A 14,210-nucleotide genomic window follows, 5' to 3' on the forward strand; every position below is an offset into this window, starting at 1 on the left:
AACTTGTAACAGAAACCCTTGCAGATATGATAAAATATACGCCCGCATCCCAATTGACCTTAGCTGGTTTTGAACATCCCTTTGAACGCGATCTAGACCCAGCAAACCGTTGGGTAAAAATGGCAAATATTATCCCCTGGGATGAGCTTGCCACAATATATGCCCGCAACCTGGACAGCAAAAGTGGAAGGCAGAGCGTTGATATACGCCTTGTTATTGCAGCTCTGATAATCAAGCACAAGCTAAAGCTTAGCGACCGTGAGACGGTCAGTACCATATCTGAAAATATTTACATCCAATACTTCTGTGGCTACAGGGCCTTTAAGATAGAAGATCCGTTTGACGCATCACTTTTCGTGGATATTCGCAAACGAATGGGAGCAGATGCCTTTGATAGTTTTAACGACGTGGTCATTGCCAGAGCGGAAGAACTTGTAAACGGACGTAAACGCATCATGTCAGGACAGGCCGCGAAAAAAGATAACGGCGGCCAAGGTGAAGATGGCCCAAGCGATCCGTCCGATCCAAACCTGCCTCCCAATAAAGGCACGCTAAAACTGGACGCCACCGTGTGCGACCAGCAGATAGCCTACCCCACAGACATTGGGCTGTTGAGCACCGGCCGTGGGGAATGTGAGCGCATCCTGGACTTACTTTACAAAATAGCGGTCGAACAGAACCTTTACTCAGGCGCTAAACCGAGAACGTACCGTAGAAATGCACGCAAGGACTATTTGAATATTTCGAAGAAAAGGAACAACAGTCGAAAAAACATACGCAAAGCCATAGGCAAGCAGATAGGTTACGTTGAACGGGACATCAAGCACATAGAAAACCTGCTCGATCTTCTTGGCACACGCTCCACGGCATGGCCATTGACCAAACGCGATCAACGTATATACTGGGTGGTACGCAATATTTGTGCACAACAAAAAACGATGTATGAAAACAGGGAACACAGCCATCCGGACAGGATAACAAGTGTGTACCAGCCATATGTACGTCCCATGGTAAGGGGAAAGAGCAAGAATAAAATAGAGTTTGGCGCAAAGATCAACGCCAGCGAATGCAATGGCATGTCCAAAATAAACTCCATAAGTTGGGATGCCTACAATGAAAGCACTGAACTTAAAATGCAGGTAGAAGAATTTCGGAAGACCTATGGCCGGTATCCGGAACTATTGCTGGCAGATGGGATCTATATGACGCGTGGGAACAGAAAGTATATGAAAGAAAAAGGAATAAGAATAGTGGGCAAACCACTGGGAAGGCCTCCCAAAGTAGAACTCTCGCCATACCAAAAAGGAAAACAAAGGAAAGAGCGCAATCAGCGCAACCTGATAGAGGGCAAATTTGGACAGGCAAAAAACGGATATAACCTTAACTGCATCAGAGCCAGACGCAAAGACACATCGGAAAGCTGGATAGCTGCGATCTTTTTCGTAATGAACCTAATAACCCTTGGAAAAGTGGCCGAAAAATACTTTTTTTGGCTGCTAAAATCCCTGCAACACACAACAAAGTGGCTAAGTATGATTACTACGGTCTTGTTTAAGTGCGAAAAACTAATGTGGCAACAAAAATCAAGATTAGAAGCCGACAAAATTCGATTTTTAGAGTTTTCACGTTTTTGAAAATCAGCAGACCCTAAATAAACATATAACTACATAGTAAGCAGATTGGAATTATAATTTTGGAGTAATTAATCTTAAAATTATAAATTATGAAAACAATTCTACTAAAAAAAACATTATTAATACTTGGTCTTGTTGTGAGTGTTTCAAGCCTTGGTCAGATTGATTATACCTTTGATTCGGGCGATGAAGGTTTTGCCGTAGCTGGTGCTGGAGGACCAAGTCTTGCCGCTTCAGGAGGACTTTTGATAGTAACTACTGGTACGGGAGACAATACTCAATTAAGAAAAAACGCAAATGATGTGGGAGATCCAACAACGTTGACTACCATTCTTATTGATATGAAAAATAACTCTAATTCTGATCGGTTTGTACTTCAAACTGTTTCCGGGGGGGTTACTAGTATAGCGACAATAGCAATTAGCACTGGAGATACTGACGAGCAAACCTATAGAATAGATATTCCAGCAGGATCTACCACATGGGTTGGTGCTTTTCAATTAAGATTACGTTTTACTGAAGCTGGTGGAGCTGATTTAGATGGAGGAACAATTGAAATTAACAGAATTCAAATTGTGGATCCTGCTACTTTAAGTACTGAAGAATTTTTAGCAGATGATTTTTCAATATATCCCAATCCAGTGTCAGATTTTGTAAATGTTAAACTATTAAAAGACGCTAAAGTCTCTATTTTTAACATAAATGGTAAATTAGTAAAATCTCACGAGTCTTTTATAGGAGAAAACAGAATTGATGTTTCTAATCTTTCTGCAGGAGTTTATCTTATGGAGCTATCATCAGAAGGGAAATCAATGACAAGTAAGATTATTTTAAAATAAAAAAACAGTAATTTGAACTTGTTTAAAGAAGGGGTAGCGTTCAGAGCAATCCCTTTTTTGTTAAACTATGATTATATAATTTATGTATTTCAAAATACAGGTATTATTTGAAAGTAAATATTTACGATCACTAATATATTGTTATTAAAATTAGAAATACTAATTATGAAAAAAATCCCACATAAAAACGAGTTCAGAAGTTTGCTATTAATTCAGATGTTATTTTTTACGGCAAGCTGCGTTACAGCACAAAAAAATAGTAAAGTAGACTATTCTAACAAAGGTGTGTATAGTATCGAAACGGGTCTTACAATTACAAAGGTCAGAACAGCAGAGGACAAAAAACAATCATATGTTGTTGCAACGAGCTATGAAGGCACTATGATCGCAGTAAGTTACAATGGCGACATTTTATGGAAGAACAAATTATCGGGTTTTATGAATCACGACATTTGCGCTGCAGATATTAATAAGGATGGAATTGATGAAGTTTTAGCAGCAAATGCTGATGGTTCTATTTATTGTTTAGACAATAAAGGAAAATTACTTTGGCAATTTAAACAGAACGACACACCTATGTATGCAGTTACAGTTGTTAAAAAAGACAACCAAGCTAATGTAGTTTGTGGAGGTTACGATAATAGTTTCTACTATGTATCTAGTGATGGACAGTTAATTAGTGAAGTGAATTCAAAAACATATTCTATAGAAAAGCCATTTGGTAATGTTACTCATAAAGATTTACCACAAGACGGTTTACACATTACAAATTTTTTAAAACCTGGAAACTCAATGGAAAGGATATTTTAATTGTTCATGGTGTTCAAAACAGTATGACGGCGATGGTTCTATTTATTTGTTTAATCCTTTGGAAAACTTGCCTTTTGAATCTTTCAGTGTGCAAAAACGAGGGCCTTATGGCGACTTAAGAGTAGTTTTGACGCTGATTCTGAAGGGAGTAACGTAATTTTATTGGGGCGTACTGGAGCTCAAGCTGAAGGGATGACCTTTAGAATTATAGATACAAAATCCCCAAATAAGCAGAGTGTTCAAGATTTTAGTAAATCTAAAGATAAAGCATCATTAAGAAGAGGTATGTATCGGGTTATACAGCCAGAAGTTATCGATAATAATGGTAAGCCAGCTTATATGTCTTTATTTGGAAGTAATATTGTTATTTCAAATATTGGAGAAGCACAAACTGCTGCGGAAGTCATACCAACACGGTTTTCTTTTAATGATATGTTTAAAGACCCAAATTCTAATAAAGTAATATTAGCAAGTGTACAAAGTGGTGGTGGTGCAATACATATTATCAATTTTGATAATAAGGAGTGGAAAAATGAATATAAAAAATTGAATCCACCAGGGAAAATTCAGGAGATTCTATCTAATTCAGCTAAAATCAAACAAAATTTAAAAAGCTTTAAAAAGCCTTCATATCAAAAAGAATCGGCTCCTGTCTATTTTATGTCCGAAAACAGAAACAATCCAGACGCATCTAAAGCTATTGAAAACATTGAAGCAAGATATTCCAATCCAATATTTTTAAACGGAGGAAATTTTGACAAAGAAAATTGGGATCGTTCTGAAATGACCAGCGAGATATGTAAAAATAAGCGTGATGGTCGAATGAAATATATACTATCCCAAAGTGAAGTTTTAGATATAATTGAGAAAAAGCATCAAAAGTCTAATGGAAAGGGAATTTCCTATTGGGGAAATAAGAGTTGGAGGTATAGATCAAATTGTAGCAAGAAATATTGCTTCTACAAATGGTAACTCGGCTGTAATGCTTTCGCCACACGCTGTTCACAATGGGTCGATAGATGTGGAAGGTGTTACAGCTATAAGTAGTGGTTTTGCAATTCGTGCTGAAAGTGGTTTTATATCAAAAAAATACGATCAAAATATAGGGCTAACGGATGGAACGTTCAAATCTATTTACATAAGGGATGTAACAGCCACCTTCGGCGAGTTGGCCGAGTTAAAGTCTAAACATTTTAAGCATTATCCCTCTGAAATTCCTAACCCAACAGTTGAAGCTACCTATCCTAATTATAATGAGCCTACCATCTATATCGGTTCATCAATTGCTACTGTAATGGTGGAAACAAATTACACATGTACCAATGGGGTTCAAACCGTAGTTGTTGAAGAGCCTGTGCTTGGAATTGGTTTTCTGTATCAAGAAGATATTATACCTGCTGAATTTATAGATGTAGATTGTAAAACTTAATCCATAAAAAAAACAATAATATTGCACAAGTGTTTCCAAATCCGACTTCAAAACTAATACACATTAAAGGAGAGCAACCTATAAATAAATAATTGTTTATCCAGCTTCACGAGTTATTGTAGGTAATATAAATTATTCAGGAAAAAATAGAACATTTAATATAGATGTATCCTATTTATCATCTGGGATGTGTTTTTTTAATCCATTACAGATTTAGGAAATTCCATGAGAAGGATGCTTGTTAAATTCTAACAGATGAAGGTTTTTAATACTTGACCCAGGCATTTTACTCTTATTTACAGTTATCCATACCTGTTGATTATGAGTAGTATCAAACTACATCTTATTTATCGTTGGATACATTTTGTTTATTGGTAAAGACAACGAATAGGCATCCAATAAGGAACTTTATAAATATTAAAACTAATTATTAATTAAAATTTATTTATCATGAAATTATTGAGAGGAAGTGTTTTGTTAATGTCAATATTGGCATTGTCAAATGTTAGTGCTCAGGATGTAAGAGCTCAAGATATCATTGGAGAAGTAAAGAATAAATTTGTAAAAATTGATAAAGATAAAGATAACTCTATTTCAATCGCGGAGATGAATGAGCTGTATAAAAACGAAATCAACAAAGCAGGACAGCCAAAAGGAGACATGTTCTTTTGGGGTTTAGATAAGAATGAGGATAACATGGTGACTCTTGAAGAGTTTGCTCTGAAACCGGACTGGAAATTGGCTAGAAAAAGAGCTAAAGAGAATTTAAAGAAGGCCAAATTATAAAAGTAAAAAGGTTTAAACACATGAACTTATATTAACCAAATAGAGAAACTTAAACCAGCTCACTGTGTAGATAAGTGATAGTAACAGCAGAAAAAATTTAAAAATCATCAAACATGATTATAAAAATGAAAATGGCATCAAAATCAATATTTTTTAGGTTTATCTTTAGTGGTTTCTTCATTGTTTTTTTTAGTGCTTGTTCAAACAAAAAATCTTCAGTTACTGATAAGAAAAACACTCCAAACATCATTCTTTTTGTTTCCGATGATCATGGCATTGATGCTCTAGGTAGTTATGGAAATTCCATTATAAAAACACCGAATTTAGATAAATTGGCTTCTGAAGGTATTAGGTTTACAAATGCCTATTGTACTAGCGCCAGTTGTGCAGCTAGTAGGTCGGTAATTCTATCAGGATTGTATGGTCATGCTACAGGCTCTTATGGGCATGTGCACGATTATCATCATTTTAGTACGTATGATAATGTTCAATCACTGTCAAAAAGACTCTCGAATGCGGGATATCTAACGGCTAGGATTGGGAAATATCATGTAGCACCAGAAAGTGTATATGTATTTGATGAGGTGTTAGAAGCAGACCCAAGGAATACTGTCGAAATGGCTAATGCCAGTGTGGATTTTTTAAATGGTGACAAACCGTTTTTCTTATATTTTTGTACAGATGATCCGCATAGAGGCGACCCTTTTAACCCTGAACCCTGGGATGCGCCAAATAATTTCGGGAATAAGAAGGAAGGTTATGTAGGCGTGGAAGAAGTGATCTATAATCCCAAAGATGTTTTGGTACCAGAGTTTCTTCCCGATACTAAAGAAACCCGTGAAGAAATTGCACAATACTACCAAAGTGTTTCTAGAATAGACCAAGGCTTCGGTAAATTAATGGCGCATTTAAAAAACTCGGGTAAAATAGATAATACTATAGTTATTTATATTTCAGATAATGGTATGGCCTTTCCTGGAGCGAAAACTACGGTTTATGAGCCAGGCATAAAGTTGCCTTGTATAATAAAAGATCCAACAAAAACCAACAAAGGGATTACAAACAGCGCAAGAATCTCATGGGTAGATTTAACACCCACCATACTAGATATGGCTCAAGTAGATTTTAATAGTGATGATTTCCATGGCAAATCTTTCTATAACATATTGGATACCGAAAAACCTAAGGGATGGGATAAAATATATGCTTCTCATACATTTCATGAAATTACCATGTATTACCCTATGCGTGTGGTAATTGATGGTGATTACAAATTAATATGGAATATCGCATATCCATTAGATTATCCATTTGCATCAGACTTATGGGCCTCGTCAACATGGCAAGCTATTTATAGAAATGATCAAAAGTATTTTGGACATAAAACGGTAGAAGCGTATATAAACAGACCAGAATTTGAGCTGTTCAACCTCTCAAAAGATCCAAACGAATCCAATAATTTGGCTAATAGTGATCAATATTTAGATGTTTTCAACGCCATGAAGAAAAAATTAAAAATCTTTCAGCAAAACACTAATGACCCATGGCTCATTATGTGGGATAACGATGCTTCATTGCAGGGTACAGGAGTAAATCTTTAAAAAGAACATTTCATTAAAAATTAAAGTTGAAAGCTACCTTTAGGTATAACGAATTTGATTTTAAACTGCATGCTTTAGTTTTAAATCTAGGGAATAAATTAAATTAAAATATGAAAAAACTCAGTATCAATCTGTCTGCCTCGATTCTTTTTTTAGTCTCAATGCTCACTTTTTCAGTTTCAGCAACCGAAATTATAAACATAAAATATGCAGATGGTGATATGACTTCCATAGTAAGAAATGCTATTGGAAATGCTAAGAGCAAAGACATTAAACTCGTTTTTGAAAAAGGCATTTATAATTTTAAACCAGAGTATGCTATAGGAAAATTTCTCTATATCACAAATCACGGAAATGGTTTCAAAAAGATAATTTTTAATTTTACAGGATTTGACTCCGTTGCAGTTGATGGGCAAGGTTCAGAATTTATATTTAATGGTGCCTTGATGCCTTTCATTTTTGAAGCTTGTAACAAAGTAAGTATCGAAAACATAACTATAGATTGGGATATTCCATTTGTGTTTCAAGGAGATGTTGTCGACGTTAATCCTGCAGAACACTACATCGATTTAAAACCATATACTAAAGGATTTTCATGGGAATTAATAGATGGAAAAATAATATTCCCAAATATTGATGGTTTTAAATTCACTAAGTTGGGTAGTACCTTACCTCATAATAAAAAAACTAAAGCTATAGCATATGGTGCATTAGACATGGATTTGGATCCTGATTATGTAGAGAAATTATCCAATGGCAATTTACGGATCCATCAAAAAAGCATGCCGTATTTTCCAGCAATCGGAACAGTGCTTAACTCAAAAGGTGATCGTGAAAACGATAGATATGCCCCGGCTTTTTTAACTAGAAACTCAAAAAACGTACATTTTGAAAATGTAGTTGTTCACCATGCTTTAGGTATGGCATTTTTATTTGAACGAACAGAAAACATCAAGATATTAAATTCAGGGGTTTATATACGTGAAGGTTCAGACCGGGTTATCTCTGCAACTGCTGATGCTACGCATTTTGCAAACTGTAAAGGTGATGTGTTAATAGAAAATTGTCGAATTGAAGGCATGTATGATGACGGTACAAATGTACACGGCACCTACGTGCAAGTAATTGACGTGTTAGATGCTAAAACGGTTCGAGTGGCTTTAAAACATTTTGAGCAAATGGGCTTTCAATTTGCAGGACCAGGAGATGAAATTTGGTTTATAAAAAGTCCGAATCCACAACGTGCGGAAGAGGGGATTGTGAAAAATGTTCAAACTGTAAATGAGAAATATTCAGATTTAACTTTTACTAATAATTTACCCGGAAACTTAAAATCAGGTGATATATTAGAAAATAAGACTTGGAATCCTGTTTTTACTATGCGGGGAAATACAATTAAAGATCATAGAGCGCGAAATATAATTATTAAAACACCATTTAAAATTCTGATAGAAAATAATAATTTATCGTCAATGATGTCGTCTATAATGTTGCGTGGAGAAACTTTCTTTTGGTTTGAATCAGGCAATGTTGAAGACGTCATTATTAGAAACAACCACTTTACTCGTTCTGCTTATGGTGGTTCGGAACATGCCGTATTAAATGTGTCGCCGCGTCTGGGAAAAAGTTTTGATCAAACGATGACTTATGATAGGAACATTCTGTTTGAAAATAATATTATTGAAACCTTCGATAACCGCATTGTTTGGGCAGATCGTTTAGATGGTCTAATAATAAGGGGCAATACCATACGGCAAACGTTTACGGACAATCCTCTGTTCCCTGATGCTTTTATGTTCGATTTGGTGAATTGTGATAATATTCAAATAATAAATAATACTTATGAGGGGAAAAATACGAATATCATAAAGGTCGATAGTCCATCTAGTAGAAATTTAGTAATTAAGAATAATGTGGGCTTTAAAAACTAACCCTATGATCTTAAGACTTAAACCAATACTTCTAATAGTTTTTTTAATGAGCTCATTTGTATTGAGCGCACAGACATTGGGAAATGAGGCTGAAGCGAAAATTAAAATATTGTAATCCCTTATGTCAAAGGCAGAAAAAAAAGGGATTGATGTTCTCGAGAAAAAATAACGCTTAATGATACTAAAAAAGCACTCGTTTGTAGAGACTTATTAAAAGGGACTTTGGTAGATTCTAATCCAAGCCTAAGACCTTAACGATGTTTATTTTGATGAAATCACTAAAAATTAAAATGATGAAGCTTTACCTCTATACTTTTATACTATTATCAATCATTTTAACAGGTTGCAAAACAACAATAACGGATAGTACTATAGTTAAATTGAAGGACACAATAGATGTATACGTGGTGCTATTGGCAGGACAATCTAATATGGCTGGTGCAGGAAACTTTGATGCATTAGATATTGAAGCGATAGAAAGAATTAAAAATGTTTCCAATCGAGTAGCTTTAAGCTACAATGGGGGTAAAGTAAAACCCTTATCCTATTACGACAATACCCCTTCTGAAAAGTATGATTTTATAAAACGTTTTGGTCCAGAACTGTTCATGGGGTTAACCTTGGCAGAAAACAATCCAAAACAAGAATTTTTATTTATAAAACGGTCACAAGGAGGAACTGCATTGTATGGGGCATGGAATCCAAAATGGACACTAGAAAAAGCAAAAGCAGTAGAAAAAGAACAGAAACAAGATGTTCAACTTTACAACACACACATCGAAGATATCAGAGCGAACCTTAAAGCATTAGAAGCTCAGGGCAAAAGCTATAAGATTATAGGATTAGCCTGGATGCAAGGCGAGAATGATGCTGCGAAAGAGGTGAGTGCTACAACCTACGAAAGCAATCTCAAAATATTGATTAAAAGTTATAGGGATGAGTTTGATGTAGAGGATATGCCATGTGTTATCGGGCAAATAAATTCAAAATATGGAAACTTTAAAGCAGGTCCTAATATGGTGAGACAAGCTATGGAAGATGTCGCACAATCAGATAAAAATGTAGAGGTAATAAAAACGACCACAGATACGAGTTGGAGTGATTATCCTAAACATGCAGATAATGTGCATTACAACGCAGAAGGGCAAAGACGTTTGGGCATAGCATTTGGAGAGCAACTAATTATTTTAAATAAGTAGTATGAAACACTTTATATCACTCATAATAATCGCTGGTTTTTATTCATGGGAAATTGAAAAGAATTCTAAAATGGAAACAGCTAAACAACCCAATATCATTATTATCTTAGTAGATGTATAGGGCACTGGAGATGTTATATTTAACGGTTCAATATTTTTTGAAACCCCAACCTTAGATATTGTGCAAAAGAAAGTTTGCTTTAAAGAAATATATGCATCCAAAATATTCGCCTCGATAAGGTCAAACTTTTCAGGAAAACAATCCTTTAGAACAGGTGTTTAAACCGTTCGATTTTTAGAAAAGGATCAAAAAATTATCTTAGGCTTTTATTAGTTTGTAGCATAATTTTAGTCGAATTAAACCAAAATAAAAAGTAAAAGTCTAATAAATTTAAAACGAATAGTACCAGAACAATATGAATTTAAAATTTTTAAAACTTTGTACAGTAATTTGTTTTTTTACATTCTTAGCGTGTCATGCCCAAAAGCAAAAAAGCAATAGTCTAGTCAGTGATAAGCAAACGGCCACGAAGCCTAACCTCATCATTATTCACACAGATGAGCATAATTTTAGAACCTTGAGTTGTTATCAAGAATTATTGCCAGAAGATCAAGCTTTTGTTTGGGGGAAAGGCAACAATACAAAAACGCCTAATATTGATATTTTGGCTAAAGAAGGCGCTATAAGCACGAGTTATTACGCGTCTTCACCAGTGTGTACGCCTTCAAGAGCGTCTTTGGTTACAGGCTTGTATCCTCAAGCTACGGGTGCACCACAAAATGGTCTTCATATTCGTGAAGACATTCCAACCTTTGCAACTATTCTTAGAGACGAAGGTTATTCAACCTCTTATGTTGGCAAATGGCACCTTGCTGGTCATGAGAAATACACTTTCGGCATTAAGTATAAGGCAGGATTTGAAGACAATCGCTATATGATGCGAGGTGGTCATGCTCCATACTTTCATGTTAAAGATGGTGAGGTGTTAAAAGGAATTAGCGAAAATGTGGCAGCAAAATTCTCTAAAAACGAAGTGATACATGCGACAGATTTTTTTACTGATAAAACCTTAGAGATTTTAGAACGTGATAAAGACAAGCCTTTTGCATTAATGGTGTCTATTCCAGACCCACATACACCTGATTATGCTAGGCCACCTTATGATACTATGTATAGTAATTTGGAATTTATAGCACCAATTACAATGGCGCCAGAGTATGTTGCAATAAAACCTTCATGGGCTACTGATACTTCTAATAATGAAACTATTGGCGAGAAATCGTTCGATAATGATAAAGAAGCTTTAAGGCAATATTTTGGAATGGTAAACCATATTGATGATAGTGTGGGACGCATTTTAGAATTTCTGGAGGTCAATAACCTAGCGGAAAATACTATTGTAATTTTTACTTCAGACCATGGTGATATGTTTTTTGAACATAATCGTAGAAATAAAGGTGTGCCCTATGAAGCATCAGCGCGTATTCCATTTATAATTCGTTATCCAAATAAAATACCAAAAGGAAAAGTAATTAATACTGCTTATACCAATGTTGATTTTGCACCAACAATTTTAAGTTTGATGAACGTGAAAACAGATGCCAAGTTTCATGGTTTAGATACTTCGGAAGATTATACAAATACTGATAAAGTTGTGAATAGCGACCGAATAACGTACTACGCCAAATCTGGAGGTTGGTGGGTAACAGCTGTTAACGACCGTTATAAACTAGTGATCGATAAAAAAGAAAAACCATATTTATTCGACTTAGAAAAAGATCCAAATGAGCTCATTAACTTTTATTATAATAAAGACTACGCAGACATAGCAAAGATGATGCAAACGGAATTGTTTATTCAGCTGAAAAAGTATGATGAGCCTGGGTTAAAAGCAAATCAACAGTATATAATAGAGTAATTTAATTGTTATCTAGTATAATAAAATCGGGTGTGGATAAAAGATATTTTAACACTTGGAAAAATCCTATCTATATTTAGAATCTGAAAACTTTCTAGTATGGACTTAAATTATTCACTTATTGTCTAGAATGCAGTCTCTATGTGGAACTGGAAATTTGATTTCGTTGTGAAATTTTCTGAACGTCATCAAAGTTTTATTGATAAAGAATTTACAGGAAAACTAAAGACCGGTAAAATATTCCAGTGCCTTCCACCATGTATAGGAATCTTGATCATGTATAATGGCAATCCCATAATACGCAATTCATACCTTACTTCTTATGGAGTAATTGCGGTACCTAAAAATTAATAGTTTGGTTGCCCTAGTTTAGGGAGTAGTGCTTATAATTTTATTAATAACGACATTTCATTTACCATAAAGGACATCCTTTTCTTGGTGTTGTGTTAGTTTTAACAAAAAACAGTTACTTAATCTATTTTATATGAAAAGAATGTCATCAATAGTACTGCTATGTTTAATTCTCATAAGTACTTTGTTTTCCTGTAATACGAAAGCCCAAATTAATAAGAAGCCCAATATTCTTTGGGTCATTGCCGAAGATCTTTCTCCATTTATGGGAAGCTATGGCGATTCTATAAATGAAGGCCACACCCCAATTATCGATAATTTTGCTAGTGAGGGGGTGTTGTTTAAACGTGCTTATACTACAGCGCCTGTATGTTCTGCAGCTAGGTCGGCTCTAATTACAGGAAAGATGCAAACCACCACAGGAACTCACAACCATAGGTCCAATCGTTTTAAAGATGGTGAGGTGGTGCCAGAGGATCTACGGATTTTATTGCCAGATGATATGAAAACTATTCCTGAATTGATGAAGAAAGCGGGGTATTTTACCTTTAATAGTGGGAAAGATGATTATAATTTTCACTATAACAGAAGAGCACTTTATGATGTGGGAACTAAAGAAGATTATAAGGCGGGAATGAACGGATGGCAAGGTAATTTTGCAATAGACTACATGAGCGTTAAGGATTACGTATGGAATGCACGACCAGATAAAAATCAGCCATGGTTTGGACAGGTCCAAATAATGGGTGGAAAAAGAGATGCTCAATATGTAAGAGCCGGAGAAGAATTAGGGCCTAAAGATGTGCCTTTACCACCTTATTTTCCAGATATCCCTTCGCAACGCAAAGCATGGACAAACCATTATAATGCAAATCGTGGGTCAGATGTTACTTTTGAAAACATCCTAAAACAACTAGAGGCAGACGGAGAGCTGGAAAATACTGTAATTTTCTTTTTTTCAGATCATGGTAGTCCTACATCATTGAGACATAAGCAATTTTGTTATGAAGGTGGTATGCAAGTGCCCTTAATTATAAAAGGAAGTCATCCAGGTTTAAAGGCTGGCCTCGTACGAAACGATTTGGTATCCCTGTTAGATGTTTCTGCAACCACCTTAGCATTAGGAGGGGTAGAGTTACCCGGGTATTTAGATGGACAAAATTTGTTTTCGGAAAATTATAAAGAAGTACAATACGTGATAGGTGCAAGAGACCGTTGTGATTATTCTATAGATCGTATTAGAACGGTGGTTTCTGATCAGTATCGCTATATTAGAAACTACTACCCAGAAAGACCTATGATGCAAGCTGGATATCGAGATGATAAACCTATTGTAACAGATTTGAAAAAGTTACATGATGAAGGGAAATTGACAGCATATCAAGACAAACATTGGTTTGGTGATCGGCCCGTGGAAGAATTTTATAATTTAAAAGCAGACCCGCATCAAATAAATAATCTTGCCGAGAACCCAGAATATGCAGTACTCTTAAAAGGACATAGTGATTTTTTAGAGGATTGGATTAAAGAAACTGATGATAAAGGCCAGTATCCGGAGGATACAGCACAATTAAAAGCGACTTTCAACTTGTGGAAAGACCGTCCTGTTTTTAGGGAAGCCAACGTAAATCCTGAATATAACCAGTTTAAGAATTAACGAATTTCAGGATTAATTAAAAGGTTTTTCGCTAATGGATGAGGATTTTCTGAC

General features: G+C 35.3%; 10 protein-coding genes and 1 pseudogene. All 11 read left to right on the plus strand.

Annotation, left to right across the window (positions count from 1 at the left end; translation table 11 throughout):
• The first annotated feature begins 26 nt into the window (after positions 1 to 26).
• Positions 27 to 1,634, plus strand: a complete 1,608-nt coding sequence (locus tag JEM65_RS12995) for an IS5 family transposase (protein WP_199600205.1) — start codon at positions 27 to 29, stop codon at positions 1,632 to 1,634.
• An 89-nt stretch (positions 1,635 to 1,723) separates the two neighbouring features.
• Complete coding sequence (locus JEM65_RS13000) at positions 1,724 to 2,473, plus strand: T9SS type A sorting domain-containing protein (RefSeq protein ID WP_199600207.1); 750 nt, start codon at positions 1,724 to 1,726, stop codon at positions 2,471 to 2,473.
• Between the two features lie 216 nt (positions 2,474 to 2,689).
• A pseudogene (locus JEM65_RS23570) lies at positions 2,690 to 3,778 on the plus strand (hypothetical protein); the annotation flags it as partial.
• A 165-nt stretch (positions 3,779 to 3,943) separates the two neighbouring features.
• A complete protein-coding gene (locus JEM65_RS23575; RefSeq protein WP_439953512.1) occupies positions 3,944 to 4,255 on the plus strand; it encodes a hypothetical protein in 312 nt (103 codons plus the stop codon).
• Between the two features lie 10 nt (positions 4,256 to 4,265).
• On the plus strand, positions 4,266 to 4,712 hold the full coding sequence (locus JEM65_RS13015; RefSeq protein ID WP_199600213.1) for a hypothetical protein: 447 nt from the start codon (positions 4,266 to 4,268) through the stop codon (positions 4,710 to 4,712).
• 450 nt (positions 4,713 to 5,162) lie between these two features.
• Positions 5,163 to 5,498 (plus strand): EF-hand domain-containing protein, encoded by a 336-nt coding sequence (locus JEM65_RS13020; protein WP_199600215.1) that lies wholly within the window; start codon positions 5,163 to 5,165, stop codon positions 5,496 to 5,498.
• A gap of 113 nt (positions 5,499 to 5,611) precedes the next feature.
• Positions 5,612 to 7,099, plus strand: coding sequence for a sulfatase family protein (locus tag JEM65_RS13025; RefSeq protein WP_233530650.1), 1,488 nt, complete (start codon positions 5,612 to 5,614; stop codon positions 7,097 to 7,099).
• A 110-nt stretch (positions 7,100 to 7,209) separates the two neighbouring features.
• Positions 7,210 to 9,030, plus strand: coding sequence for an alpha-1,3-galactosidase-related protein (locus tag JEM65_RS13030; RefSeq protein WP_199600217.1), 1,821 nt, complete (start codon positions 7,210 to 7,212; stop codon positions 9,028 to 9,030).
• A gap of 269 nt (positions 9,031 to 9,299) precedes the next feature.
• The gene (locus tag JEM65_RS13035) at positions 9,300 to 10,229 is read left to right on the plus strand and encodes a sialate O-acetylesterase (RefSeq protein WP_199600219.1); all 930 of its coding nucleotides are present in this window, start codon (positions 9,300 to 9,302) and stop codon (positions 10,227 to 10,229) included.
• A gap of 416 nt (positions 10,230 to 10,645) precedes the next feature.
• A complete protein-coding gene (locus tag JEM65_RS13040; RefSeq protein WP_199600221.1) occupies positions 10,646 to 12,148 on the plus strand; it encodes a sulfatase family protein in 1,503 nt (500 codons plus the stop codon).
• Between the two features lie 484 nt (positions 12,149 to 12,632).
• A complete protein-coding gene (locus JEM65_RS13045) occupies positions 12,633 to 14,156 on the plus strand; it encodes a sulfatase family protein (protein ID WP_199600223.1) in 1,524 nt (507 codons plus the stop codon).
• Positions 14,157 to 14,210: the final 54 nt, after the last annotated feature.

It is taken from the genome of Gelidibacter salicanalis (genome assembly GCF_016469035.1).
Taxonomy (GTDB): Bacteria; Bacteroidota; Bacteroidia; order Flavobacteriales; family Flavobacteriaceae; genus Gelidibacter; species Gelidibacter salicanalis_A.

Bases quoted from the DNA above. Each gene is read 5' to 3' on its own strand.
- JEM65_RS12995 (WP_199600205.1), top strand. From the start codon at position 27: ATGATAAAATATACGCCCGCATCCCAATTGACCTTAGCTGGTTTTGAA.
- JEM65_RS13000 (WP_199600207.1), top strand. From the start codon at position 1,724: ATGAAAACAATTCTACTAAAAAAAACATTATTAATACTTGGTCTTGTT.
- JEM65_RS23575 (WP_439953512.1), top strand. From the start codon at position 3,944: ATGTCCGAAAACAGAAACAATCCAGACGCATCTAAAGCTATTGAAAAC.
- JEM65_RS13015 (WP_199600213.1), top strand. From the start codon at position 4,266: ATGCTTTCGCCACACGCTGTTCACAATGGGTCGATAGATGTGGAAGGT.
- JEM65_RS13020 (WP_199600215.1), top strand. From the start codon at position 5,163: ATGAAATTATTGAGAGGAAGTGTTTTGTTAATGTCAATATTGGCATTG.
- JEM65_RS13025 (WP_233530650.1), top strand. From the start codon at position 5,612: ATGATTATAAAAATGAAAATGGCATCAAAATCAATATTTTTTAGGTTT.
- JEM65_RS13030 (WP_199600217.1), top strand. From the start codon at position 7,210: ATGAAAAAACTCAGTATCAATCTGTCTGCCTCGATTCTTTTTTTAGTC.
- JEM65_RS13035 (WP_199600219.1), top strand. From the start codon at position 9,300: ATGAAATCACTAAAAATTAAAATGATGAAGCTTTACCTCTATACTTTT.
- JEM65_RS13040 (WP_199600221.1), top strand. From the start codon at position 10,646: ATGAATTTAAAATTTTTAAAACTTTGTACAGTAATTTGTTTTTTTACA.
- JEM65_RS13045 (WP_199600223.1), top strand. From the start codon at position 12,633: ATGAAAAGAATGTCATCAATAGTACTGCTATGTTTAATTCTCATAAGT.